Annotated in this window: 23 protein-coding genes; 20 read left to right on the top strand and 3 right to left on the bottom strand. The window is 51.2% G+C overall.

All coding sequences use genetic code 11. The features are described 5' to 3' along the window. The first annotated feature begins 131 nt into the window (after window positions 1–131). On the top strand, window positions 132–1427 hold the full coding sequence (locus JQR90_RS20845; RefSeq protein ID WP_434141012.1) for an MFS transporter: 1296 nt from the start codon (window positions 132–134) through the stop codon (window positions 1425–1427). Between the two features lie 34 nt (window positions 1428–1461). Then, window positions 1462–2238 (top strand): substrate-binding domain-containing protein, encoded by a 777-nt coding sequence (locus JQR90_RS20850; protein ID WP_434141014.1) that lies wholly within the window; start codon window positions 1462–1464, stop codon window positions 2236–2238. Between the two features lie 11 nt (window positions 2239–2249). Here the strand turns inward: JQR90_RS20850 and JQR90_RS20855 are convergent, their stop codons facing one another. After that, window positions 2250–3149, bottom strand: coding sequence for a LysR family transcriptional regulator (locus JQR90_RS20855; RefSeq protein WP_434141134.1), 900 nt, complete (start codon window positions 3147–3149; stop codon window positions 2250–2252). A gap of 957 nt (window positions 3150–4106) precedes the next feature. On the opposite strand from JQR90_RS20855, the gene JQR90_RS20860 reads away from it, so the two are divergent. After that, window positions 4107–5258, top strand: coding sequence for a hypothetical protein (locus JQR90_RS20860; protein WP_434141016.1), 1152 nt, complete (start codon window positions 4107–4109; stop codon window positions 5256–5258). 756 nt (window positions 5259–6014) lie between these two features. Here JQR90_RS20860 and JQR90_RS20865 read toward each other — a convergent pair. After that, window positions 6015–7142: a hypothetical protein gene (locus tag JQR90_RS20865; protein WP_146766069.1), complete on the bottom strand. Its 1128-nt coding sequence runs from the start codon at window positions 7140–7142 to the stop codon at window positions 6015–6017. A 661-nt stretch (window positions 7143–7803) separates the two neighbouring features. Here JQR90_RS20865 and JQR90_RS20870 point away from each other — a divergent pair. The 6 genes from JQR90_RS20870 to JQR90_RS20895 all read left to right on the top strand — a co-directional run bounded on the left by JQR90_RS20870 (window position 7804) and on the right by JQR90_RS20895 (window position 16557). Next, entirely contained in the window at window positions 7804–9498 is a 1695-nt protein-coding gene (locus tag JQR90_RS20870) for an arylsulfatase (protein WP_073449999.1), read from the top strand. Next, on the top strand, window positions 9495–10538 hold the full coding sequence (locus tag JQR90_RS20875; protein ID WP_244294367.1) for a formylglycine-generating enzyme family protein: 1044 nt from the start codon (window positions 9495–9497) through the stop codon (window positions 10536–10538). The genes JQR90_RS20870 and JQR90_RS20875 overlap by 4 nt, the downstream gene beginning before the upstream one ends. Window positions 10539–11274: 736 nt before the next feature. After that, window positions 11275–12315 (top strand): hypothetical protein, encoded by a 1041-nt coding sequence (locus tag JQR90_RS20880; protein ID WP_434141019.1) that lies wholly within the window; start codon window positions 11275–11277, stop codon window positions 12313–12315. A gap of 522 nt (window positions 12316–12837) precedes the next feature. After that, window positions 12838–14016 (top strand): transglycosylase SLT domain-containing protein, encoded by a 1179-nt coding sequence (locus tag JQR90_RS20885; protein ID WP_434141021.1) that lies wholly within the window; start codon window positions 12838–12840, stop codon window positions 14014–14016. A 712-nt stretch (window positions 14017–14728) separates the two neighbouring features. Then, window positions 14729–15574, top strand: a complete 846-nt coding sequence (locus JQR90_RS20890; protein WP_342767916.1) for a sigma-54 dependent transcriptional regulator — start codon at window positions 14729–14731, stop codon at window positions 15572–15574. Window positions 15575–15645: 71 nt separating this feature from the next. Then, window positions 15646–16557 (top strand): sigma 54-interacting transcriptional regulator, encoded by a 912-nt coding sequence (locus JQR90_RS20895; protein ID WP_112297987.1) that lies wholly within the window; start codon window positions 15646–15648, stop codon window positions 16555–16557. A 68-nt stretch (window positions 16558–16625) separates the two neighbouring features. Here JQR90_RS20895 and JQR90_RS20900 read toward each other — a convergent pair whose 3' ends face one another. Continuing rightward, a complete protein-coding gene (locus JQR90_RS20900; protein ID WP_434141024.1) occupies window positions 16626–19088 on the bottom strand; it encodes a type III effector HrpK domain-containing protein in 2463 nt (820 codons plus the stop codon). A gap of 154 nt (window positions 19089–19242) precedes the next feature. Between JQR90_RS20900 and JQR90_RS20905 the strand changes: the two genes are divergently transcribed. From JQR90_RS20905 to JQR90_RS20955, 11 genes are all read left to right on the top strand, one after another. Further along, complete coding sequence (locus JQR90_RS20905) at window positions 19243–19674, top strand: hypothetical protein (protein ID WP_083397901.1); 432 nt, start codon at window positions 19243–19245, stop codon at window positions 19672–19674. Between the two features lie 62 nt (window positions 19675–19736). After that, a complete protein-coding gene (locus JQR90_RS20910) occupies window positions 19737–20636 on the top strand; it encodes a harpin HrpZ family protein (protein WP_181591861.1) in 900 nt (299 codons plus the stop codon). Window positions 20637–20673: 37 nt separating this feature from the next. Continuing rightward, window positions 20674–21039, top strand: coding sequence for a type III secretion system inner rod subunit SctI (sctI, locus tag JQR90_RS20915; protein ID WP_074825839.1), 366 nt, complete (start codon window positions 20674–20676; stop codon window positions 21037–21039). Between the two features lie 10 nt (window positions 21040–21049). Beyond that, complete coding sequence (gene sctJ, locus JQR90_RS20920) at window positions 21050–21856, top strand: type III secretion system inner membrane ring lipoprotein SctJ (protein WP_112297984.1); 807 nt, start codon at window positions 21050–21052, stop codon at window positions 21854–21856. Then, window positions 21856–22431 carry a type III secretion protein gene (locus tag JQR90_RS20925; RefSeq protein ID WP_112297983.1) on the top strand — a complete coding sequence of 192 codons (576 nt, stop codon included), beginning with the start codon at window positions 21856–21858 and terminating at the stop codon, window positions 22429–22431. Before sctJ ends, JQR90_RS20925 begins: the two co-directional genes overlap by 1 nt. Continuing rightward, window positions 22421–22984, top strand: a complete 564-nt coding sequence (gene sctL, locus JQR90_RS20930; protein WP_074825833.1) for a type III secretion system stator protein SctL — start codon at window positions 22421–22423, stop codon at window positions 22982–22984. Before JQR90_RS20925 ends, sctL begins: the two co-directional genes overlap by 11 nt. 75 nt (window positions 22985–23059) lie before the next feature. Then, complete coding sequence (locus tag JQR90_RS20935) at window positions 23060–23284, top strand: type III secretion protein (protein WP_074825831.1); 225 nt, start codon at window positions 23060–23062, stop codon at window positions 23282–23284. Window positions 23285–23343: 59 nt separating this feature from the next. Continuing rightward, entirely contained in the window at window positions 23344–25443 is a 2100-nt protein-coding gene (sctC, locus tag JQR90_RS20940; RefSeq protein WP_434141028.1) for a type III secretion system outer membrane ring subunit SctC, read from the top strand. Next, on the top strand, window positions 25440–25646 hold the full coding sequence (gene hrpT / locus JQR90_RS20945; RefSeq protein WP_313549393.1) for an HrpT family type III secretion system protein: 207 nt from the start codon (window positions 25440–25442) through the stop codon (window positions 25644–25646). Before sctC ends, hrpT begins: the two co-directional genes overlap by 4 nt. 18 nt (window positions 25647–25664) lie before the next feature. After that, on the top strand, window positions 25665–26003 hold the full coding sequence (locus JQR90_RS20950) for a type III secretion protein HrpV (protein ID WP_150346060.1): 339 nt from the start codon (window positions 25665–25667) through the stop codon (window positions 26001–26003). Window positions 26004–26272: 269 nt separating this feature from the next. Continuing rightward, entirely contained in the window at window positions 26273–26758 is a 486-nt protein-coding gene (locus JQR90_RS20955; RefSeq protein WP_162997697.1) for a CesT family type III secretion system chaperone, read from the top strand. The last annotated feature ends 63 nt before the right edge of the window (window positions 26759–26821 follow it).

The raw sequence follows: 26821 nt of genomic DNA on the forward strand, positions 1-26821 counted from the left end.
AATGTAATTAATGCGATGCATGCATTAGTCGATCACTAATATGCACTTATCAAATCAATATTTTTTCTCCACTCTTCTTGTTACAAAAAGACATATGCCTTCTGCATATGAGACAAGACGTGGAGTGTTCTATGGTTCCTGCTCATGGCCACCGTGCCGCTTCTGGCTCAAAGATTGGTGCAATATTCCGCGTGACGTCGGGCAACTTTCTTGAGCAATTTGATTTCTTCCTGTTTGGCTTCTACGCCACTTATATCGCCAAGGCCTTCTTTCCAGCTAGCAGCGAATTTGCCTCCCTGATGATGACCTTTGCAGTTTTTGGCGCTGGCTTTCTAATGCGCCCTCTGGGGGCTGTAATTTTGGGTGCATACATCGATCAAGTAGGGCGTCGCAAGGGCTTGATCGTAACCCTTTCGATTATGGCTGCCGGGACCTTCTTGATCGTCTTGGTGCCGGGTTATGACAGCATAGGGTTTTGGGCCCCCCTGCTCGTGCTAGCGGGCCGTCTACTCCAGGGCTTTTCCGCAGGTGCCGAACTCGGTGGTGTATCGGTCTATCTGGCCGAGATTGCGACTCCAGGTAAAAAGGGGTTCTATACAAGTTGGCAGTCAGGCAGCCAGCAGGTTGCCATCGTAGTGGCCGCGGCTTTGGGTTTTGGACTCAACCACTGGCTTTCTGAGACTGCAATTGCCGATTGGGGCTGGCGCATCCCGTTTCTGCTGGGCTGCTTGATCGTTCCGTTTATCTTCCTGTTACGACGCAAGCTTGAGGAAACTCAGGAGTTCAACACTCGCCGTCATCATCCTGCAATGCGCGAAGTCTTAAGGACTCTGCTGGACAACTGGACGGTGGTAGTAGCTGGCATGCTGATGGTCGCCATGACCACCACGGCTTTCTATCTGATTACCGTTTATGCGCCTACGTTTGGCAAGACGGTACTCAAGCTAAGTGCCTCGGACAGCTTGCTGGTAACGCTGCTCGTCGCCGTCTCAAATTTTATCTGGCTGCCTATTGGCGGGGCGCTATCCGATAGGTTCGGGCGCAAGCCATTACTCATTGCGATGACTGCACTTGCTATCGTGACCACGTATCCAGCCCTATCATATCTGGCGGATGCGCCCAGCTTTGGGCTTATGTTAGGCGTTCTGCTGTGGCTGTCGTTTCTTTATGGCTTATATAACGGCGCCATGATTCCTGCGTTAACCGAAATTATGCCGGTTGAGGTCAGGGTGGCAGGCTTTTCGCTGGCATATAGCTTGGCTACCGCTGTGTTTGGAGGATTTACCCCAGCCATTTCAACTGCTCTGATCCAAGCGACGGGCGATAGGGCCGCGCCTGGTTACTGGATGAGTTTTGCAGCTATCTGCGCACTGTTGGCGACGTGCTACCTGTATCGCCGCAGCTCCCTGCAGCTGCAGACCGCCTGAAACACCCCTGTATCGTCTATAAGCGAGAATAATCATGACGGCATTTATCAAGAGAAGTGTGTTCGCAGTAGCTCTGCTGGGATATAGCCTAGTGGGAACGGCTCAGGCAGCAGATCTAAAGGTAATGATATCCGGTGGGTTTACTGCCGCCTATCAACAGTTGGCACCAGAATTTGCCGCCCAGCGCGGGGATACTTTACAAACGAGCCGCGGTCCTTCCATGGGCAAGTCTCCCGAGGCTATTCCAAATCGCCTAGCAAGAGGTGAACAGGCCGATGTAGTCATCATGGTCGGATATGCTCTTGATGAGCTGATCAAACAGGGCAAGATTCAGGAGGACTCTCGAGTTGAGCTGGCCGATTCCCGTATAGGTGCAGTGGTTCGAAAGGGCTCCCCCAAGCTTGAGATCGATACCGTGGAAAAGCTGAAAGCCTCACTGCTGAAGGCCGACTCTATCGCGTATTCTGATAGCGCCAGTGGTGTATACATTCAAAATCAGCTGTTCAAGAAACTCGGTATTGAAACCCAGGTAAAACCGAAGGCAAAGATGATTGAAAAGGATCCGGTAGGCTCCATGGTTGCCAGGGGAGATTACCAACTGGGGTTTCAACAGGTGAGTGAGCTATTGCCTGTGCCTGGCGTAACCTTTATAGGGAAAATCCCTGAATCGGTTCAGTTGGTTACCCGTTTTGCAGGTGCTATTCCCAAAGGCGCAGCGCATCCAGAGGAGGCTAGAGCATTGCTGCAATATCTTTCATCCAAGGAGGTTCAGCAGCAGGTTCGCTCGACGGGGTTGGATTCAGTACCTTAGGCCGGTCTGTTTTACGGCTGCGCTTTCATATCGATAAGCAGCTTTTCCAAAGCGGCTGCGGCTGGAGAAAGGGCGCGGCCGCGCCGTTTGATAATACCTACGTGACGCTCCACAACCGGATCAATAAGCGGCACACTGGTGAGAACCGGATGATGGCCAGCCGGCAGGGCCATGGCAGGGACCGCTGCAATGCCAAGTCCTGCTTCAACCATACCCAGCATGGTCGTCACATGACGGGTCTCACAAATACTAAGACGCTCCGGTGCAATATGAGCAAGTGCTTGGTCCAGCAGAAAACGATTACCTGATGTCTTGTCGACTATAATGTAGTCGTAGCGATAGAACTCATCCCAACATACCGCTTTTTTACCTGCCAGCGCATGATCACACCGACAGGCCGCGACATAAGACTCCTGTACCAGCCAATCAAACTCTACGTCCTGATCGAGATTGCCGGAAAAGCTTAGGCCCAGATCAGCCTCACCGCTGATAACAGCCGCAGATACCTTGTTGGCACTGGTATCAATCAGCTTTATGCGTACCTTGGGATAGATAGCATGGTAGCGGGCGATAACACTTGGCATGAAGTAATATGCCGCAGAAGGAACGCAGGCCACGGTTACCCGCCCCGTACGGTTGGAAGCCACTTCGCTTATTCCCAGCAGCGCATCATCCAGGTCATTGAGGAGGCGTTCAGCCCGCGGTGCAAATGCCCGACCTACCATGGTAAGGCTTACTCGTCGTGTGGTTCGCTCGAACAGCTTTACCCCGAGCGCCCCCTCCAGTTTATCGATGCGACGGCTCAAAGCCGGTTGAGAGATGTAGATCGCATCGGCAGCAGCACGAAAACTCTTATGCTCAACCAGAGCACAAAATGCCTGAAGATCATTTAGGTCGAAGTTGACGGCCATCGTACTCACATAACTTGTGCTGGATAGTAGACATATACTATCGGATATAGATATGGCAAACCGCTTTTATGGGCATAATTTGATGCAGCCCTTAATCGCGCCGTTATATGCTAACCCTCTCGCCCTTAGGTTAGTTAAGGCGTTCCTCCCAAATGATACGTAACTGTAAGTGAGAATGCTGGAATAAATCCGTTATGACTGTTCACGCTTGAATACATTTGTCGAGTAATGGCTATACCACTTAGAGCATTCGAAACATGCGGATCGGCTATAGGAGTAGGATCAAATCGCCTAAATTTGTAGGTCTATAGCAAGGAGTAGCTTTTGTTGAGGTGGTTGAAAAACTACTTGGTGTAAGTTGATTGTATGCTGGACTAAAGGGTTAACAAGATTCGGCTAGATGTCCAACATTTAAGGTTCCTCGCTACCGCTATAGAAACAAACAGCTTAAATATTCATAGGAAGGAAGAATAGTTTCCTTTTTGTAGCGTCTAGCGTGTTGGATGATAACTTGAAGATAAGCGTTTGGCTTTAATTAATAGCGTATAACGGACTAAATGATTCGACTTGCCAGTTCTTTTATATTTCCTTGCAATATCAGGGAAAGACATTATGGCATTGGCGGGTCATAACGTTATTGCTTTTGAGATATCGATTAAATCCGCATTTTCCTAACTTGTCTTGTAGACTTATAAGGATCTTTTTGCAGTATTGATAGTTATTAAAAGGTTAGTCGTGGCTGATCTGTTTCTAAAAATAAACTAAGAGTTTCATGACGTAATAAACGTACCTGTCCATTTGTCGGATTTGATGGCAATCAGTTTTTCTGAATCTACGCTGTTGTTACCAGTGCAACTGGTAACTATCAAGATCAGAAGAAGGATGCGGTCTCTCTGGTTAACTGGCCTACTGCCATCTTTAAGGCCATATATTAGGTATAACGACAAGGAAATCGATATGCGTCTTCACCACCTTTTCACTGCCACAGCCCTAACCCTTGCAACTGCTACTGCAATGGCTGAAATGAATGAGTCTGAGATTAACCAGGCTGGGGATGGCAATACTGCTGAGCTTACCCAAACCGGAAGCTCTAATAAGGCAGTACAGAATCAACTGGGCATCAATAGTAGGCAGATCGTCGAGCAGAATGGGAACACAAACTCGGCTACCGTTTTTCAGGCAGAAAATACCAACGACGCTGAATCAAGGGTTTACCAGACGGGTGACAATAACCTTGCGACCATCTACCAGGAAGGCGGTAGCTATGCTGATGTAACGCAAAATGGTAATGCAAACGTTTATAACTATGACGGTACAGGTGGCTTAATAGGCGTAGCGTCCAGCGAGCAGATTGGTAATAACAACGTACATAACATTGTCCAGACCGGGCTGTACTATGCTCCCGTTTTTGCCTATACCACTGGCAACGCAAATAACATCACTGTAGAACAGGACACGGGAGGTGTGGGTAGTGGATTCTCCGTCACTCAGAATGGTGATAATAATGCCATTACTGCCACCCAGCGCTACATGAATAATTCTATTACTGGCGAGCAAGTTGGTAATGCGAATACTGTGGTCATTGATCAGGACGGTAGTAGTCCTCAACTGGATGTTGGGGGTAACGGTGCTAGATTTATTCAACAAGGCGATGCTAACAGTATATCCGTTAAGCAAAGTTTGAACACAGGTGCTCTGCTTACTCAGAATGGGAATAACAATAGTATTACGGCCAATCAGTCAGGCACAGCAGGCTTGTTTGCTAATTCTGAAGTTAGCCTTAGGGCAGACCAAACGGGCAACAACAACATCCTAAATGTTGATCAATCATCTTCACAAGGCTCTAACGAAATCACCTCTAATCAGGAAGGCAATGGCAATACCATGGATTTGGTACAAGACGGAGTGATCGATAGCTCACTGGAAGTCGCTCAGTTAGGTGACGATAACTACATGAGTATTACTCAGCGCCAGACTGTCAACGATGTCTTTAAGCTCACCCAGGAAGGCTCAGGTTTGTCTGTAACACTTGAGCGTACCGGCCAGGGTAATCAGGCTACGGTATCTCAAACCGGCATGATGAATACAGCGGCCATTATTCAGCAGTAAGCCAACAAAGTAGGCCATGAGAACCTTGAGTTCTCATGGCCTCTCTGAGCTTTAAGCCTGTCATAAGAGGCATGTCGCGTTTCCAGACACTCGATCAAGGCAGCTATCTGTGTGATCTGGTCATAAGGTTTGCTTATGCCCAGGAATATGGAAAAAAGTTTGTTTTGATTTGCCTCGTCTTGGAAGATATGTGCGGATGAACCAATACACGAGTAGTATTGCTTCGGATAACCCAGCCGAAGTGCTTATAGATTCCATTCGCTATAAGGCCCCTGAAATGTTCGTTGCCTAACTGCAAGTAGTCTCTTTATAACGCTTTCTTAAATTGAACTCTAGGGTCTGTCTGAACAGTCCGCCCACATGCATCGCTCGATACAAGCCAGAATAACCACAGCCTTGAAGCTACTGGCCAGTTTGTCAAAGCAGGTGTATTTCCTTCAACTAGCTGAATAGCAGCTCGTTTACGCGTATATCAAACCGTCAAGGCGCGCCTAGACACGTGGTGCGCTGAGTAATTACCGATCGCATACTAAAGTGGTTGCGATCATGACGTAACTCTTCACGATCGTAGTCCTTGTCAATGCTTCCTGTCATTAAGCATTGCAGAGTAAGGCAAGAGGTATATTTGGTCCTGACACCTTGATAGCTTAATCATTTCTATTGTTAGTTCATTCTCTGCAGCTGATCTTTCGTAGGATACTACGCCGCCTCGTTCATCTCTAATTTCTGCTAGAGTGCACAAAAGATGCCAGTCTATTAGCTTGTTTTTAAGACGGAACTTAACATCTTGAGCTCATTTAAAAGGTTGCCTACGGCACTATTCTGCTCTTCGCAGCTTTGTAAGGAGCTTAATTGATCCTCTAAGTCGGAGATGAACTTTGGGGCATCTTTTAACTCGAATCTATTAAAGTGAGCGATGCATTCCCTCGCTAGTCCCAACTTGGTTTGAACATCTTCTAAAGCACGCATAGTATTCAAAACGCTTTCAGCCTGCTGGTTTGGTAATTTTAAATCAGGCCGCTTATCGACGAGTGAAAAATCATGCAGCCAGTCACCAGCCTGAACAAGATGAAACGTCTCGACTATTTTTTTGCCAATAGCCTCTCTATCGTTGCCAGTGAGCGGCATGACACTAAACTTATTCGATGCAATAGTTATCAAGTTTGTTAGCGCTTTAGATTTTTCGCGCTTTGCTGCTAAATCTCCAAAGGTACTGAGCTCATCTGGCCTTGCTGCCATCTCATAAAGAGTGTTCGTTATGCGCTCTAACCCTGCAGTATGTTTCTCCTGCGGTAACCGAGCGATTCCATAAGCGAAAAGGGCTTCACTAAGCGTCATCGCGATGCTTGGATTTTCGACATTTATATCTGGTAGTGCGTTATATAAATGATCCAACTGCTCAAGTTTAGATTCAGACTCTGATTGAAAATTAATTAGATATTTAACAAATTCCATTGCTATAGACGATTTGTCTAAATTATTTGCGTTGGGTAGATGTTGAAGTAACGTATCCATCGCCCTGATATTTGGAGCTTTTTGTAAGGTCGTCCAAGCCTCTACAACGTTGTCAGGAACCTTGATGTCATTGTGCTCAATCATGGCTTGACATAATGCATCGTTAGATTGTGACAATGCCAAGCGATCAGGGAAAGCCAAGTGCTTTGCCACCTCGCTGACAATATCCTTATTGGCCTTTTTCCAAGCACCTGAAAATCGTGCTACTTGCAGCGAAGAGGCACGCGGACTTGATGGTGGAGCATTTGGCCGAGGCGGTTTTACTGGTAATTTCTGAGGAGGCAGCGGAGCGGTTTCACTCTTCTGAACATCCTCTTCAGGTGTTGGAGAGTGAATGGTGACAACAGAAGGAGTACCAATCGGATACATGATGGACAGGCCTGTTGGATATAGAGAAAACTCCTGCGTGGTTCTCTACGAGCAAAAGTTCCTGCCTATGGCCTGGACTGAATCAGCTGTGATCAGATCCTTTACCTATGCCGGACGCCGATCCGTTGGCTTCATTAACGAGGCGGTTTTTGCTTGAGCCTCTAATCCATAGGGCTTAAACCTTCAATTGCTAGTCCAAGCGGTAGTGATGCAAAAGCGAAGATAACGGTGCAGCACTTTTCTACTAAGTCGCATTGTTGAAGGCCCCCTGGCAATACAGCTCGGAAATGGCGCGGTTAAAAAGCGTCGAGTGGCGGCATGACGCAGCGTCGTGACATGTTATGTAAGCCATATTGCTCCACAAGCAGAAGTTGGACCAAAGCTTGCCATCTATTGATGCCTGTCTTGACCCGAATGCCAGTGTGGAGCCTCGCCTTGCCTCACGCCTTCAACGTTTAAATCGAGAAGGTCCGTGACCCATCGCTCTACAGCGCACCTGACTGAAAAGCTGCAGCCGAGCCTGTTAGGTGCCGGTCAGGATATTGCGTCAAAACGCAGGCAGATTTGACAAACAAAGTTAACTATCATAATTATCGCGGTGGCTGACCGATAACGGGGTCAAGCTCTTCAAAAAATGGGCGTACAACAACAAGGAAAACCCATGAAATTTATACCAGGGGTGCTTGCTACCTGTCTTTGTCTTTTATCGAGCACAACGTTGTTTGCCGAAAACGCCCCAACACCTCATCAGCCTAATATTCTCCTGCTAGTTGCTGATGACCTGGGCTATGCAGACCTTGGCGCAATGGGCAGTGAAATCAGCACACCTAACCTCGATCAGTTGATTGCTGGTGGAAAACTCTTGCTGGACTTTCATAGCGCGCCGAGCTGTTCTCCTACCCGTGCCATGTTGCTTACTGGCAACGACCAGCACCTATCAGGTATTGGCATGATGGCCGAGACACGTAATCGGCTGTTTGCTCACCAAGCCATCCGTCCTGGCTATGAGGGCGTATTACAAGGTGAGGCTGTTACGCTGGCTGAACTACTGCGAGACGCCGGCTATGAGACTTCCATTGCCGGTAAGTGGCATCTGGGCAAGCTGCCGGAACAACAGCCTCAGAATAGAGGGTTTGCTGAGTCCTATGTGGTGTTGGAGGGAGGGGCTGCTCATTTCAAGCAAAAGGAAATGTCTATCCAGGCCAACTACTCGGCAACCTTTGTCCATAATGGGGAACCGCTTGCTCTGCCCGAAAACTACTTCTCGACCACCTATTTTACCGATCGGCTGATCGAGACGACCCGGGCGGCGCATGAGCAAAACAAGCCTTTCTTTGCATTTGCAGCCTTCACGGCGCCTCACTGGCCGCTCCAGGCGCCGGATAGCTACCTTGCCAAGTACCGCGGGTTCTATGACAGGGGGTATCAGGTGATTGCCGATCAACGCCTGGTTCGCCAAAAAGAGCTGGGCCTGCTTCCAGCCGATTTCCAGACGCGAGCGGTACTGGAAGGCGTGCCTGAGTGGTATTCCTTAAGCGCGGAAGAAAAAATGCGCTCAGCACGCTCAATGGAGGCCTATGCGGCAATGGTTGAGTCTCTGGATCAGGAGATTGGCCGCCTCGTCACTCATCTTAAAAACCTGGGCGAGTATGACAATACACTTATCCTGTTCATGTCCGACAACGGCCCGGAGTCGGTGAACCGAGGGGATTCAATCAAAGAGTGGGTAGCCGAACACTTTGATAATCGTCTGGACAATTTGGGGCGAGCCAACTCGTTTGTGACCTACGGTCCGGCCTGGGCGCAAGTTAGTGCTCAGCCGGGACGGCGCTATAAGCAGACCATTTTTGAAGGTGGAATACGGGTACCTGCGTTTGTACATTTTCCGGCCAGGGTCCTCAAGGGCCAGACAACGGAGTTTGCCAGTGTCCGTGACGTCATGCCGACCTTTCTTCAGGTAGCCGGTATAGAACATCCCGGTATTCGCTATAAGGGTAGGGCGGTCATCCCGTCACAGGGCAGCACGATGTTGCCGTTTCTTAGTGGAGAGGAGCCGCGGATTCATGCCGCCGCGCAGCAGATGGGGTGGGAGCAGGACGGTGCAGCAGCGCTTCGTCGAGGCAACCTGAAGCTGGTCTATGCGCCCAAGATAACAGGCGCAACCTGGCGTCTATATGACTTGGCCACCGATCCCGCCGAGCAACAGGACTTGGCTGGGCAACATCCTGAGCAGGTTAAGGACCTCCTGATGGACTGGCGGCAGTATGCAGGCAATAACAACATCTCTATAGACGAGGCAGGAGTGCCGCGCTTTCCTGCACTGCAGCGCCCGGCCGACAGCGCACCAGATCTGTGAGCGTACGGCGTAATCACCTGATCGCTATCGGTGCTCTTTTGCTCGCGATCCTGACCGGAGGGCTTTTGCGCTACCTGGCCGTGGCGGATTCATCGCCATTGCCAGGCTATTTGTGTGAAACCTACGACGGGCTGCCCCTGACGCGGCAGGGCAGAGAGCAGCATGGAATGATCCAGCTAAGCGCAGGCCGGTTTACGATGGGGTCCGAGCGCTTCTATCCCGAAGAGCGACCAGCGGTCCCCGTTGGCATCAAAGGTTTCTGGATAGACCGTCACCCTGTCACCAATGCGCAGTATGCAGCATTTGTAAGGGCAACCGGCTATCAGACGCAGGCGGAGCGCGGGCTCAGTGGCGAAGCGGCCAGAGGACTTCCTCCGGCGGTGCGCCTGCCCGGCTCGCTGGTATTTGTCCGTTCAAAAGAACATCCAGGATGGCAGTTTATTGCTGGAGCAAACTGGCGGAACCCGGAGGGCCCTGGCTCGGGCATCGAAACTCGACTCAATCATCCGGTGGTTCATGTCAGCTTTGATGATGCTCTGGCCTATGCCACCTGGCTGGGGCGAGAGCTGCCAAGCGAGGCGCAGTTGGAGTACGCCGCCCGCGGCGGCCTAGTAGAAGCGGACTACGCTTGGGGTGACAAACCGCTGGATCATGAACATCCACAAGCTAACACTTGGCAGGGCGACTTTCCCCTTGCGGATCGAGGAATTGATGGATACCGGGGGACATCTCCCGTGGGCTGCTTTCCACCCAACGGATTCAACCTTTTTGACATGGGAGGTAATGTCTGGGAGCTTACCCGTACCTGGTATCGCCCGGGCCATGAGGGTGTTGAGACCAACAATCCTGAAGGGCCTGATACGGGGCTGGACCCGCGGGAGCCTGGCGTTCCGGTGAAGGTTATAAAAGGTGGCTCCCACCTGTGCGCCGAAGATTACTGTCTTCGTTATCGACCTTCCGCCAGGCAACCCCAGGTCAGTTATTTAGGCACCTCGCATATCGGATTTAGAACGGTCTCGACAGAGACGCCGACCCGCTAGGCAGCTGTATTTCCAAGCTTGGGTTACACCTAGCCGTTTTGAGCGCGACAGAGCAGGCGGATGGCCTGTCTTACGATACTAACTGGACGCTTCGGGGCTTAAATTTTTTTCCAATTCATAACCCAGGCAGGAAGGTACGAGAGATAGGCTACCGACCAGATGCAAAAGGCATCCATGTCTTGAATGGAAATGGGGCTGCCCAGGGCGGCTCCGCTCCTGCAGTAGTGGTGTTCGTCTATCTAGGCGTTGTCAGAAAATAATTTTCTTAGGCACGTCAAAGAGATCATGGCTTCGAATTTCGAAGCGGGTTATAGCGCACCCAACAAGCACGCGATTAACTTCTGAAATCAGGCGTCCGGTATTCTCATTAATGAACTTATCTAGTCTTTTAGGTGCTGTGCCTAATTCAGCTTTTTGCTCATGAAAAGAGGGTGCTGGAGTGCATTGATTCAACTATCTGAAAGCGTCTCGATGTCTGTCTAGGTCACAAGATGTAGCTATTCTTTGGTAGAGCAAGAAGACGGCAATCGCCCTATCCGTAATTACCGTTAAACGTTTCGTCTCTACACGCTGAGCTCGTGGTGTGGGACGCAGCTTGGCTTGTTCAAAGCGCCTCGGCAGCCTGCCTCACATTTGGAACCGGCACTGACCATAAACCACTCATTCAAACGCTCCACCTGAACTAGGCTACTAACGGGTCGGCAAGATATGTTGCTAAAATAGGTAACAAATCCAGATGAGCTTGATGACCTTGGTCAGGATGGAAACCTATGCACAAACCCGGCGCTATTCACCGATTGGTTTTAAGCGGCACAATCATTTTCGAGGCAAGGTAAACATGAGTGTATCCATACAACGACCAGTTCCTCAGAACTTACTGCCCTTGGATTCCCAGAACATGGGCTTTTCTCAAGGTAGTTACGGACAAAATGGGCAAGTCTCATTTGGCTTGGGCGATAGCAGCCCCGTCAATTTCGGCAGCCTATATGGCGCCGACAGCAATTCTGTGAATCACAGTTTCAGCAACAAATCTATACAGGATCCGATCGGTGCCAATACTGTAGAGCAATCGCTGAAAGATATCCTTGAAATGCTCAAGCCCCTAATTCAACAACTGCTGATGCTGTTGCAAGGTGGGCAGCAACATGCCTCTTCCAACAACTCCGCCGGGAATGAAAAAGGCAGCGGAGGGAAAGGCAATGCTCCGGTCACTTTTGGTAAAGAAGGCCAACCCAGAGATGTTTCATTTGCGGCACAAAGCCCTAGCGGCAAGGAGGGGGAGGCCAGGGCAAACGACGCAGGTGATGGTCAGACAGTGAAGTCCGGCAATGGCATCACTTCAGTCAATGCCGGTAACGCACCGAAGGGCATGCCGCAGGGTCTTTGGCAGAACTGCGTCAAAGCGGGAGAAAAGTATGGAGTTGATCCCTTTGTGCTTGCAGCTCAAGCTAAGCAGGAGAGTAGTTGGGGACAGAACATGGCTAATGGCGACGGTGTGATGCAGGTAGAAGCCGCTACACGTAGCGAAAACACCGGCATATTCCGTCTGCAGGCAGGTCATGAATACGACCATTCCAGTAAAGCCGACCAGGTAGAGATGGCCGCTATGATCATGAGCAACCTGGGTGGCGACACCCGGAGTCAGTTGGAGAAATACAACGGCGGGCCTAACTGGCAGCCAGGCTCGATCGATTCTTTCCAGCGAACCACCGACCCTCAGGGCTATGCGCAGAAAGTAATAACGACCGCGGATGAGTTGCGCGGCAGCGTAGCATAAGCGAAACATGGAGGGCTTAATTGGCCCTCCAATTATTATTTTATTACTAATGCTACGGGCGTAAGCATTAATTGTTGCTATGTACTTACCAAGCTGATGTGCTGTTCCTCTCAATTTATTATGAATGAGATGCACCTTTTGCATAAGGGGCAAGAGGTGCGGTTATTTATAATTCAGTCTCATGGCTGCGCTAACTCCTCACAAAGTTTCTTGCGAAATACCCGGCTATCTTATTTCAGTGACTTTTATAAAATACTTACTAGTCCAATGAAAAATCACCTTTGGATCAGTCGTGAAGTGAGTGGCTGTGCGGCTTCGCAGCACTTTCAATAAAATCGAAAATCTCAACGGAAGCACATCTGGTCGGCTGAAAATAACGAATGAGGAAAGCGCTTCTCTGAATTGAAAGAGTTTATGTGCTTGAAGAACCGGAGCTGAAGTTTAGGGATTGTCTCTGAGTTGTTGGCTGAACCAGGCGATTTCATTAGAGTTAATTATTACAGTAACAGCTGAAATTCAAGTGTGATCAATAAACTCATTATCTCTAAAAGTCTGAAACTGAATCATGTAGGAACCGATATCTACTTCAAGCCACATAGGACTGTTTGGTTTGAGGTGCTTATTGTCATGGAACGGTCTTTTTTTCGTATGCCTTTTGCCTCCCTACGGGCTGGTTTTCTTTTCTCTATTACTCTATGTGCAGGTTGTCAACTTACTGACTCAGTCCAACTACCTGAGGCACGCGCGCCACGCTTGGTCATTCGTGAGGGGCAGGAGCCGGTCATGGTATCTGACTATTCCCGGCCACCTATGCTACGCGAGAAACGGTCTGACATCTGGGGAAGGGTAAGCAGTCGGTTTGTTCTGGTGGACCAGATTGGGCGTAACGATCGGATTAATCAGCAGCTTAACTGGTTAATCCAGAATCGGCGTTTCATAACCACCGCCAGTGGCAAGGCCGCACCTTATTTGCATTTTATCGTTGAAGGTCTCGAACAAAAGGACCTTCCGGCCGAACTGGCTTTGTTGCCTATGATCGAAAGTGCCTATGACCCGATGGCCATCTCAAGTCAAAAGGCGGTCGGACTATGGCAATTCATGCCCCGTACTGGTACAGATTTCGGCTTGCGCCAGACGTCGCTTTATGACGCGCGGCGCGACGTTATCGCGTCAACACACGCTGCCATGAGATACCTGACACGTCTACATCAGCAGTTTGGAGGTGATTGGCTATTGGCTTTAGCCGCCTATAATGCTGGTGAAGGGACCGTATCGCGCTTAATAGAGGCCAATCGCAAGAAAGGGCTTCCTACCGATTATTGGCATCTGGATTTACCCCGTGAAACGCAAAATTATGTCCCACGGCTCCTGGCCCTATCCATTCTTGTCAAATCGCCTCATGGACATGCCATAGAGCTGAAGCCTGTAGCGGATGAGCCATACTTTATTACGGTTCGCTTGGCCCGTCCTGTAGAGCTGGCGCAGTTGGCGCTTATATCAGGTATCCCCAAAAAGGAACTACAGAGGCTAAACCCTGCCTATGTTAACGGCAACACCATAGGCGGGCCGGGGCATCTCGTCATTCCCATCGCTAAAGAGAGGCTATTGACAGCTAATCTTGATACGCTTGCGCGCTCTGGCAGCTCCGTTCATACGTCGGAAATGCAGAAAGGGCAGTCGGCTATTGCCGCCACGCCTTAATCGAATGATGTGTAACATAATACCATTGAAATTTAATATTCAATTATTTGTGAATTCGGAATTTTATTTCCATACTCATAACTGTTAGGCGGAATAATTTATAAGGCAACCTATCGACAAGAACTGGCTCGGCTTTTTAGCAAAAGGATGATATGTCGAGTCGTACCACCTCAACGAAATACTGCAGCCATCCAAAAAAACGCTGATAAAAGCCATCCAAGAAAATTATTCTAATCTTTTACAAAATGTAAAATGGAGATATGTTTGATAAACTAAGCAAACCGCACTGTTAAAGATAATAGCCCTGCTACTGCCTGACTCTTGGCCTTCTGATCCATTCAAAACACCTTGGATGATGTACAGGTTTTGTCTAGAGAGATGTCGGTAATATGAAGCTTTTATTACCTTCTACCAATTTTTAAGCCCCTATTTAATTTCGCAAGGCTCGGTGCATCTGACCTTAATTTCTGCACCTTCTATTGTTTCAAATAGCTGTTTTAATCCTATGTTTTGATTAATAAAAGCAAGAAAAAGATAGTTTGCTATTTGTTAACCTATTCACACAACTCAATTCACATATTGACGATTTTGGTTACAAAGATATTACTATTCTCGACCTTCAAGGTGAGAGTTGTCGATGCAAACAGAAACCGCTATACAAGATCGTGCGGACTGTAATAATAATAACGCGCACAACGTTCTTGGGGCTGGCCTGGATTTTAACCATCTTAAAATGGACCTTCTGCTTTATGGCGAGACGGGTACAGGAAAAGACACGCTAGCAAGACAAATTCATGATCTCTCGGAGCGGTCCGGCTCCTTTGTTGCACTTAACTGTGCTGCTATACCAGAGGCACTTGCCGAAAGTCAGTTATTTGGTACTGTAAACGGAGCCTATACGGGCGCCACACGTTCCCGTCAGGGGTATATAGAAGCGTCAGACGGCGGGACTCTTTATCTGGACGAAATCGACAGTATGCCTTTGGCGCTACAGGCCAAGCTGCTACGTGTCCTGGAGATAAGAGGAGTTGAGCGATTGGGATCCACTGAGTTTATTCCTGTTGATCTTCGTGTTATCGCCTCTGCGCAACGCCCGTTGGATGAACTTGTGGAACAAGGGTTATTTCGTCGAGATCTGCTTTTTCGACTCAACATGGTAACCATCCGGTTACCCGCGCTACGTCAGCAGCGTGAAAAGATATTGCCTTTGTTCGACCAGTTCGTTACAACCATGAAAAATGAGCTTAACAAGCCAGCGCCAATCCTGGGCAACCATTATGTCCAATTGCTTCTCAGCCATTCCTGGCCGGGCAATATTCGTGAGCTTAAATCAGCGGCCAAGCGTTTCGTCCTGGGGTTTCCGCTGTTGGGGGCGGAGGGCTGTGATGCTGTGCTTTCTGAAGAGCCAGCTGGGCTCAAATCACAGCTGAAAGTTGTCGAGCGGCTGCTGATTCAAGATGCGCTCAAGCGACATAAGCATCAGCTCGATGCGGTTATTCAAGAGTTGGATATACCTAAACGTACGCTGTATCACCGAATAAAGGAGTTAGGCCTTTAGTTTTCTTCCCAAAGGCGAAAGGAATCTCGCATCGGGATGTCCCCGCGCTCTTGAAGTATTCGAGGTCAAGAATGAGCGAGTATGATTTGCTTGATGAAGCATTGGCGGTCTCACCTGACCTGCCTGATCTAGATGTCATTGCACAGAGCCTTTCCGAATTCGCTGTCGATCTGTTGCTGGCGGGCGAGACTGGCTCTGGTAAAGATACATTGGCTCAACACATACATTTGCTCTCAGGGCGTAAGGGACCCTTTGTCGCAATGAATTGTGCTGCGATTCCGGAATCGCTTTGTGAAAGCGAATTGTTTGGCGTGGTGAGTGGTGCCTATACCGGTGCTGATCGTTCTCGTGTCGGATACATCGAAGCCGCACAAGGAGGAACTCTTTACCTGGACGAACTGGACAGCATGCCGCTGGCCTTGCAGCCCAAACTGTTGCGCGTATTGGAAACGCGTGTGCTGGAGCGGTTGGGATCGACTACACCGATTCCGCTTGATATCTGTGTGATCGCGTCTGCCCAGCGCCCGCTGGACGAATTGGTCGAGCGGGGTGAGTTTCGGCGTGACCTGTATTTTCGACTTAATGTGCTAACGGTGAAGTTGTTGCCACTGCGGCTCCAGCGTGAGCGCATTCTTCCACTGTTTTACCGTTTCTTAAAAAGTGCGGCGAGAGAGCTTGAACTCGAAGCCGGTAAAGTTGATCCGGTTGTGTCCCAGATCCTGCTGAACCACGACTGGCCTGGGAATATTCGCGAGCTAAAGTCTACTGCCAAGCGTTTCGTGCTCGGTTTGCCGCTGTTCGACAGCGAGTTGGTAAGCGAGGGGGAGTCACCTACAGCACTCAAGTTCCAGTTACGGCTTATCGAAAGGGTATTGATTCAGGAATCGCTCAAGCGAAACCAGCACTCAATCGATGCCGTTAGCCGCGAGCTGGACATTCCTCGGCGGACGCTTTACCACCGTATGAAAGAGTTGGATGTCTGAATCACGTCTGGACCGTTCAGCCTGACTTATGCAGGCTGAACGGCTCAAGGAAGGCGAAGCTCTTCGCATTAATGCGCCTTGGGTATCCCGAACTGTTCCAGTGTAGGATCAACGTTGTGGTCGAATGTTTCCTGTTTCTTATGTTTGTTTACCGCATCGATAATGGCTTTGATACCAAAGCCGATGGCTAGAACGGCATCAATTGCCCAGCCAATCGGCCCGGCCGCGGCGCCAATGGCACTGGCGGCTGCCAATCCAGCTGCTTCGCCCGCAACCATTCCGACTACACGTCCTGCGACGGCACCCGCCATGCGTCCGAGACCGGCAGAGGCATCCTTGCCAAGGCTTTGTGCCACGGCGTTATAACCCAGCTTACCTAACTCAGCTGAGCCTTTGGCTCCGTCATAAATAGCCTTGGCTGCGCCAGCGGTGTCTCCGTTATTCAAGCGCTCTGAGACAGATAAAAGGCTAGCTACGCTAACAGCGCCGCTGCCGGCTAACAGGGTCTTACCGCCCTTACCCAGGTCTGACGCAGATGTCTGTTTCTCCACATTGTCTCTTAGTTGAGAATACAGCTGCTGACCTGTCATTTTCTTCTCGTCAGCATCTTTTGGAAGCGTACCCGCATCCTTCAAGTCCTTGATTACGCTTGCCCCCTTGGCTGTGGTAGTTAAGGCTTTCATGGTCGCTTCGGCGTAGCCGCTCTGCGCTGCAGTCGTAGCGCTTTGCGGAATAGCGTCTTCATACGCTAACTTCTTCGCATCTACCTGGGACAGAACATCTTTAGGGTCTGATTTCTGGTCCTGTTTAAGTGCACTCTCGGCTGCTTTACCTTGAACAAAGTTCTCCTGATAGGAGCGATCAATTTCCTGTTTAAGGTCCGGACGGCGGTCCAAGACCTGACTGGTAGTGGGTACGTTATCTTTACCTTTCAGGTCGCCTTGTAACTGGAGCTCTGCCGTCATATGTCCAATAGCCTGGCTATAATCCACGGGCTTGCAGTCTTCTGGCTTCTTGCCTTTGTTATCCTTGGCGGCCTGGTCTCGGGCGGCTTGCATGTCTTGCTCAAGTGCCTTACCTGATACCAGATCCGCGTGGCGTTCGTTGACTGCCTTTTTCAGGGAGGGGTCGCTGGCAATCAGGGTCCCTTCCTGTGCAGGAACTGCCTTGTCCAGATAGGTTTTAACGCTTTCATCGGTCTGCAACTGAGCAATTTTTTGCTGTAGCGCCTCGGAGGTCTTGTCTACTTTTCTTAGCTTGCTTCCTCCCTGGACTTGCTCGAGCGTTTCCTGCAACTTGACCATGACGGCGGCTTTTTGCTCCCCCGTGTAGTTGTCGGGGTGGTTGAAGACATCTTCATTGAGTTTACTGATGTCCACATTAGCCACTGCATTACGGGTAGCGGCGTCGCTCATCATGGATGCGAACTCGCCACCATTCTTGGGCGCTTGTTTCTTGATCCAGTCGTCTATGTTTTTGGTACTGATCTTTTTGTCTGCATTGTGTAGTGCAAGACCTTCCCCCTCAAAGCCGCCTTGATCAAGCATGTGCAGAAAACCAGGCTGTGAAAAGGTCTGGGCTGTTTGAGCAAGTTTTGGAGAAAGCCCTGGGTTCCCTGTTTGAAGCCCCTTCAAGGCATCATCAGTAATGTATTTACCAACACTTTTTTCTTTGTCTGGATTACCTGCTTTGGCTAGCGGTTCGTTAGCACGCAGCATCGCGGCGGAGCGGACCATGGCCAATGATTGTGGATCCGCGCCCGGGTTTTCCTTTTGATACGCCTCGACATCCTTGGATGCCGCCTTTGCAGCGTTCTCCATGTTCTTGATAAAGGACTTGTAATCGTTTTTAGAAATGTTGCCGTCGCACTTTCCGCCGTGCTTGCTGGTATCCAGCGCTTTCTCGAGCGCCGGATTGGCCTTGATGAAATCTTTAGCCTGGGCTGAGCCCTCTTTACCTTCAGCCGCCATCTTGGCGGCGGCAATCGGGCGATTGAGTTCTTTTGCCGCCTGTTCTCGTTCCGCCGGTGGCAGATGAGCCACCAGTGCATCGTATTTCTTTAGCTCCTCCGGAGCGGAGTACTTTGAGTTATCCAGAAAGTCCGCATCGGCGGCTTTAGGCGTAGTGGGTGCATCACTGGTTTCAGTACCGCTGACTGTCCCTCCAGTACCGGTTTCTCTTACTTGCGTTGGCTGCTCAACAGAAGGTCGTGTACGGCTCATATCTGGCCGTTCCGGCCGGAACTGTCCTGGTGTTGTCTGAGCTGATGGGGTTGTCGGTTGCTCCAGGTTCCGTAGCAACTGTACAAGCTTAGAAATTAACCCGTCACGCGTAAGCGACGCGTTAGATGCGTTACCTGGCAGCGTCTGCCGCGTGGATGGAGCGTTGGTGCCGAACTGAATAATGTTACCGGTATTGCCTCTGCGCTCAGCTGGCGCAGCACTGGATTCCGCGCCCGTTGGAGAGAGTTCAAAACTGACGTCTGGATTGGCAATAGTTCCCATTCCTGGCGTGGGATTGGATACGCGCATGGATACTTACCTGTGTAGGAAGCCGGAGTGTGGGGGCTGAGTGGCAGGTATCGCTGCGCAGTTCCATTCAGGTAGCGCTTTGTTCCTATACATGAGCGCCAGAGTGAATACGGGGCCGGTAGTAAGAGTAGCCAGAAGAATTTCTTGAAGTGACATGGAACCGATCCCTAAGGCGGTGCCACGCATGTGCACCAAGCAACGATGCTGGTATTCCTCGAATCACTACAAAGGTGCATATGCCATGGTTAATCCTGTCAATAATCCTAATACCGGTTTTACGGGTTTCGTTGGTGACGTGACCAATGCCGGTGGCCAGTTTGTACAAGGCGCTAATCAGGCCGAGGCTAATTTCAGTACTCAACAAGCCATGAATGAAATGACGGGTACTAGCAGCTCGGTTGAGGCCCAACGTGCTGAGATGAAGAAAAACGATGAAAACAACGCAGCATTAATTGGCTTGCAAGGCCAGGAAAACCGCCAGATCGCTATCCAGAACACGCTCAACTCCATCCAGTCGGCGCGAGATGATGCCTCTAACAAGAAGATCAGTTCCGCAGCGCAAAACGCCAAGGGCATCAGCTACTAACACGTGCTGCCCCTCGGTTTGAGGGGCGCAGGCCTTAAGGAGCAGGAACTATGTCAACCGTAATGAACAGTATGATCCCCAATCAACTGCCAAGGATGGATATTGAGTCGCTAATGCTGACCGGATCCAAGGAAACCCAGAGTAAGCCGTCACTGGAAGATGTGATCAAGCAGCTCTTGCAGGAATTGACCAAAAGCGGCTCGCTGGATGAGTCATCCCCATTGGGAAAAATGCTCGCCCAGCACATGCAAGAAAAAGGAATACAGGGATCTGGGCCGGAGGATCTTAAAAAAGGTCTAGAGAGTCTGATCAGCGACAAGCTGGGCCCGAACTTCGGCGCTGCAGATTCCGCAGGCCTTAACGGTGGCAGCCAGCAAGACCTCATGTCCAAAGTGCTCAACGGATTGGGCAAGTCTTACCTGGATGATCTGCTTTCCAAGCAAGGAGAGGGCACTACCTTTTCCCAAAGCGATATGCCCATGCTGGAAAAGATTGCCGAGTTCATGGACAAGTTTCCCAAAGACTTTCCACCCCCAGATTCAGGCTCATGGAAAAATGAGCTCAAGGAAGATAATTACCTGAGCGAGAAAGAAACAGGCGATTTTCGTGCAGCGCTCGATAAGCTTGGCTCGCAGTTGCAGGCTAATGCTTCGGAAGGTAGCCAGGGGCTAGGGCAAGGGGGCGGGGGGGGTGGCCTGGGTGATCCGGCAGGTTTGGGCAACCAGAGCTCACCTGGTGGCGTACAAGGCGGCAGCGTCGATGAGCTTGCCAAACTCTTAAGTGCATTGATCGAGAAAGGGCTAGAGGCGACCCTCGCCGAAGGTGGAAACGGTGGTGTGGGCAATGGTCAGCCACAGGGCGCTGGTCAACACACCTTGAACAGCAGTGCAGCGGAAACTGCGAATGCGTTGGTGCAGGCCTTGTTACAGGGCGGCGGCTTACAAACACAGGCATCGAGCTGACCCACCTTTTATCGACACCGTCTGTTGGAGTCTTCAAATGACGATTACATCCGTTAGCAAAGCAAAGCAGCCAAGCGCTGATATAGACCAGGGGCTGATTCAGGAGCCTTCACAGGCGGACGTCGATCTGTTTTCCGCAGCGATGAGTGCTGGGGCCGCCGCCGCGGTGCCAGGGCAATTACCTGCCCTAGTAGCTGGAGCACTGGTGGATCGCGTCCAGAGCACGGACAAGCTCTCACAGCAGGCCATGCGCAATATGAAAGCGGCTGCAAGCGCTGATGACCCTATGGACATGACCATGATGAGCCGCGCGCTGTCAGCGTACTCATTGCAGATGGCAGTCACTACCAAGGTGGTCAACAAGACTGCACAAACGCTCGATAAACTGACCAACCTGCAGTAGGTAAGCCATTGTGAAAGGGTCTGTCGCGACGCTATTGCTCAGTATTCTGCTGCTTGCAGGATGCAGTCAGGAAACCGATCTGTTCAGCGGACTTTCCGAGCAGGACTCCAATGATGTCATTGCGTCGCTGGCTGACCAGCACATCGAGGCGCATAAACGCACGGAGAAGACAGGTATCGTCGTCTCCGTGGACAGCGCCCATATTAACCGCGCGGTAAGGATACTTGATGCGGCAGGGTTACCGCGGCGTACTCATACCAGTCTGGGTGAGATCTTCAAGAAAGAAGGTGTCATATCCACCCCTCTGGAGGAGCGCGCCCGCTATATCTACGCATTGTCACAAGAGCTGGAAGCTACGCTGTCCCAGATTGACGGCGTGATCGTGGCCCGCGTCCATGTGGTACTGCCAGAGCGTGTTGCCCCGGGCGAGCCTGTACAACCCGCCTCGGCGGCGGTGTTTATCAAGCACGCTGTAACCCTTGATCCAGACAGTGTACGGGGCCGTATACAGCAAATGGTTGCAAGCAGTATTCCAGGAATGTCAGGTACTACGACGATGGATTCAAAAAAGTTTTCCATTGTGTTCGTCCCGGCCGCCGAGTTTCGCGATACTCAGCAACTGGTCAGCTTCGGCCCGTTCCTCGTGGATAGCGAAAAGGCGGCTTTCTGGAGTCGGATGGTGTGGGTAGCCCCGGCAGGAATGGTTCTACTTGTACTCGTACTGATGTTGCTGGTTCGATCCGACTGGCGATCGGCCTTGTTGCAACGTGTCACCTCGCGGCGCGGAGGCGGCTCTAATTTGCCGAGCCGGATCTGATGTCTACAAACGTCAGCGAACGCTGGGTCCAATGGTGGTGTTGCGCCTGGCGCGACGCGCACCCTGAGTGGAGGGCCCGTTTCATTGACCAGTCAGGGCTTCCGCCAGCTATTTGCGAGACACTGGCCATACAGCGTGTTGATGTCTTCCTAAAATTTGCAGGTGTTGTTTTCCTGCAGCCTCCTGAGCCTGAGGCCCACACGCTGAAGTGGCTGTCGCTGGATGACTCACAGAGTCAACTCGCCTTATCGTTGGTAGGCCGCATCTGCTCACCTGAACATCCTGATTCATCGGTAAACGACGAGTACACGCCGTGGTGTCGTAGCGTAGCAAAGGCGCTGCGCCCGGGTCTTTGGCTAGATAGCAAGTCACTGGATCCGCGCCTATTGCTAGGTGTCTGGTTGGGCGTCAGTTACTGGTCGAGGGTTCGCCTCTACTGGTCGCCAAACGCCGTGGAAGAGAGCCCTCTAAAGGTGATAGCCGCCAACACCATGGCTTGCTCCAGACTACAGACACTCTGGCCCGCTGTCTTTTGGCAGGTAACAGAAGGTATGGAGATTCAACATGCTGGCTAGGCGCTCTCTGTCCCTCGGTGCGGCTGTCATTAACGAACCCGTGCTACGCAGGGAAGACCTTGTTGATGCACTACGTGCAAAGGATATTCTCGAGCATGCCCAACAGCAGGCTGAAGCGATTCGAGCGCAGGCTCTGGTAGAAGGACAACAGTTGATCGATCAGGCCGTTGGCGAGTTCTGGTCGGTTGCCAATGACTTTCTTCAGGAGCTCTACGAAGAGCGGGAGGCCTTTCGGCGAGAGGCACTGATTTCGGTAGAGGAGCTGCTTAATCTGAGTCTATCCAGATTGCTGGATGAGACCCAGCTTCCGGAGCGAATCCGGGCACTATTACGCAACCTGGCTGACAGCCAACCCGTTGCGGTCGCTGCAACCCTGAGCTGTCATCCTGATCTTACCGAAATAGTAGGCGAGTGGCTGTCACACAGCCGCTTTGCCAAGCTGTGGCGGCTGGAGAGCAACAGTGCTTTGCCTGTGGGGTCGTTGAGACTTACTCATACAAATGGCTCGTTTGACGTCGACTGGGAAAGCCTGCGCAACGGCCTACTGCTGTAGCCATCTCCAAACGAGATGGAACCACCTACCATACAGGATCCACTCAGGGCCGAACCCCTAAGATGGAGTCCCATCATGCTCAATTTGAAAACCCTGCAGAACCGTCTCGATCACGCTTACAAGAGCGCACAGTCCGAGATGGATGAGGCCAGCATGATCGCCACCGATACATGCGATGTTGAAGACATGCGCCTGTTTAACGAAGCCAGCCGGAAAAGCGCGGTTGCCAGCACGGTCCTGGGTGAGTCGCTACGGGCCAAGCACAGCATGACCAAAGCCATCATCGACGGAATCCAGTGACCGTTCGACGGCGCGGCTCCTGCACCGCGCCGCCTTCTTTTTTGACCAGGGAGCGTGAAATGCGAAAGGCCTTGATGTGGTTGCCTTGGTTGTTATGTGTCATCAGCCCTCTTGGATGGGCTGCAGTACCTGAAAGCTGGAAACATACGGCCTATGCCTATGACGCCCGGCAAACGGATCTGAACAGGGCGCTTGGTGATTTTGCCAAAGAGTTCGGCATGAGTCTGGACATGCCTTCAATGGATGCTGTCCTGGACGGCCGTATTCGAGCCGCCAGCCCCCAGGCTTTTCTAGACCGTCTGGGGCAAGAAAACCATTTTCAATGGTTCGTTTACAACGAAACGCTGTATGTCAGTCCGACACGGGAGCAGACCTCTACACGTATCGAGGTGTCACCGGATGCAGTTGATGATCTGCAGCAAGCGCTTACTGATGTAGGCCTTTTGGATCCACGCTTTGGGTGGGGCATCCTGCCGGATGAAGGGGTGGTATTGGTTCGTGGCCCAGCTAAGTACGTGCAGTTCATTCGTGACTACAGCCAGAAAGTCGAGGCACCGGAAAAGGCAGAGAAACAGGATATCGTGGTATTGCCGCTGAAGTATGCCAATGCCGCTGACCGAACCATTCGCTACCGTGATCAGCAGCTGAACGTGGCGGGGGTGGCCAGCATCCTTCAGGAGCTGTTGGAGAGTCGCTCTCGAGGCGAGTCGATCAATGGCATTAATCTCGCGCAACGCCCAAGCGGTACCTCGAGTGGATTAGGGGCCGCGAACCCTCTTGGGTTGAGCTATGGCGGCATGGGAAACGACATGAATTTTGGTGCGATAGAGCAGGGGCTGGATCAAGTCCTGGGTCGATCAGGGCGCAAATCAACGGGCGAAGAAAGCTCGTCTCGTAGTCGAATCCGTGTAAGCGCAGATGTTCGTAACAACGCCGTCCTTATCTATGACTTGCCCAAGCGCAAGGCAATGTATGAACAGGTCGTCAAGCAGCTGGATGTTCCACGGAATGTTATCGAAATTGATGCAGTAATTCTTGATATTGACCGTAACGAGCTAGCGCAGCTGTCCAGCCGCTGGAACTTTAATGCCGGTAGTGTAAGCGGAGGTGCAAACCTGTTTGAGCCTGGAACGACATCCACGTTGTTCATTCAAGATGCCGGAAAGTTTTCTGCTGATCTGCGCGCCCTGGAAGGTAATGGGGCGGCCTCTATTATCGGCAACCCGTCAATTCTGACCTTGGAAAACCAGCCTGCCGTTATCGACTTCAGCCGAACGGAATACCTCACCGCGTTGGCCGAGCGGGTCGCCAACATCCAGCCTATTACCGCCGGAACCAGTCTGCAGGTGATTCCACGTTCGCTCGATCATGGAGATAAATCCCAAGTGCAGCTTATTGTTGATATAGAGGACGGGCAGATCGATGTTTCTCAGATCAATGATGAGCAACCGGCTGTTCGCAAGGGAAACGTCAGTACTCAAGCAGTGATTGCGGAGCATGGGTCGCTGGTCATCGGAGGATTTCACGGGCTGGAAGCCAATGATCGGGTCAGAAAGGTACCGCTTCTGGGAGATATACCGGTCCTTGGTAAGCTGCTTTTCCAATCACGCAGCCGCGAACTAAGCCAACGTGAGCGACTGTTCATTCTCACGCCTCGGCTTATAGGCGATCAGGTAGACCCGGCGCGCTATGTGCAAAATGGTAACCCGCATGATGTGGATGATCAGATGAAACGAATTGATACCCGGCGGGATGGCTTTGTCCAGCCTACGCGTGGGGACATCGAACGGGTCTTTACGCAATTGGTAGACGGTGTATCGCCCACCGGCCTTTCCTTGTCCTCCGCCTTGCCTTTTGAGCCTGACAGCCTGTGCGATCCTGCCAATGGTCTGGTTCTGGATCGGCAGCGCTCCCAATGGTTTACCCGAAAGGAGTGGGGCGTAGCAGTCGTGGTAGCCCGTAATCAGACCGAAAAGCCCTTGCGTATTGATGAAAGCCGCTGTGGTGGCCGGTGGGTCATGGCGGTAGCGGCCTGGCCTCATGCGTGGCTGGAGCCCGGTGAGGAGAGCGAAATATTCATTGCCTTGCGCCAGCCCCAGCAGTCCTTGAAAAATGCAGCCCAAAGCCGTCCCTCACTGCTACGGAGAGCTATCCCATGATGCGTGGTCGCTATGCAATCACCCTTCTTGTACTCGTCTTGTTAGGCGGTTGCGCAAGCCGCTCTGGCTGTGTGGGCTATGCGTGTGAGCGTCCCGATTCGACAGATCGCCAACTGGTCATCTGGTGGCCTCAGGATATGCGGCAGGGTTTGAATGACCGGGACCCTGACGTGGACTTCACGGTGGTGCCGCTAAGAGATTGAAGATGGATGATTCGGGTAATGGAAAAGCACGCCTTTTACACCCAGCTGTTGGCAGGGCAGGCGGCAACCTGGTCGATAGCAGAGGGAGTCTGCTTCGCCAGTTGCCGCGAACATCTGGAGTGGGGAATGGCGCTGCGTATCCAGCGTGGTGTACTTACCCGCGAGCAAACCCGCCAGATATTGGCGCGCCGATTTACTGATGCCGAGCGTTACCAGAATTACCTTTTATCCCTGGATCCAAGATGTGGGTTCGCTATTTGGCATGCGCTGCCCACGCTCTCCGAGTCGGTTAAATCCTTGGATGGTATTCAACAGCAGCAGCTAGTTCTTGCTGGGCTTGAATACCTGACTGAATAAATCGCCTCGTTCTAAGCGTGCATGTCACTGGCTGTGACTACCCATTTGATAGAAAAACAGCCGGCCGTAAGGCTCGTTTCTTTTGAAATAAGACGATTGCTCGGTGATGAAACTCGGGGTGGTGATCCTACTGCACCTTCAATGTAGAAAAGAACGAACAAACGATTGGAACCGATAGAAGCCATCTTCCACATAGAGGGCATTGCTTCTCAGGAGCAATGCCCTGGTGGCGTAGCACTTCTACTGCTACATCAATGGAGAACAATAGTATGGCTTCGCAACACTATCACCGACTGCTGGAAGAAATCAGCCAGCTGACGCTCATTCCTGAAACTGTCTTGTCTCAAGAGTTGACACATCTGTCCATTCGCGGCGTGGACTTTTCGATGTACCCAGTTGGAAACCAGGCACAAGCCCACCTCGTGATTCATTGTGATCTCGGTTCGTTGCCGGACAAACGCCGAGAAGAAGTGCTGTCACGCTTGCTTGATACCAACTTTCACATGGTGAACTCAGCAAAACCCGTAACGTTCTGCCGTAACGAACAGTCCGGGCACATGATGCTCAGTGCGGCGCAACCATTGTCAGGCCTGACTGGTCAGGCGGTTCTGGATCAAATGGGATCACTGGCGGACTACGCTCTCGCATGGCGTCAGAACTTCTTCCTAAGCGATACAACGTCCAAACCTCGAACGCCTGTAGTCGCCAAAGAAACGCAGCTGCCACGTACCTCGTTTTCCAGGAGGGCTTTGTAATGCTCCCAATCCATACCGGGCGCGCCGCTGGCGCCCAGGGCGTGCATACGTCAGAAACTGATG

Origin of the sequence: Pseudomonas sp. JZ114, from assembly GCF_051027705.1 — a bacterium.
In the GTDB taxonomy this organism is placed as follows: Bacteria; Pseudomonadota; Gammaproteobacteria; order Pseudomonadales; family Pseudomonadaceae; genus Chryseomonas; species Chryseomonas luteola.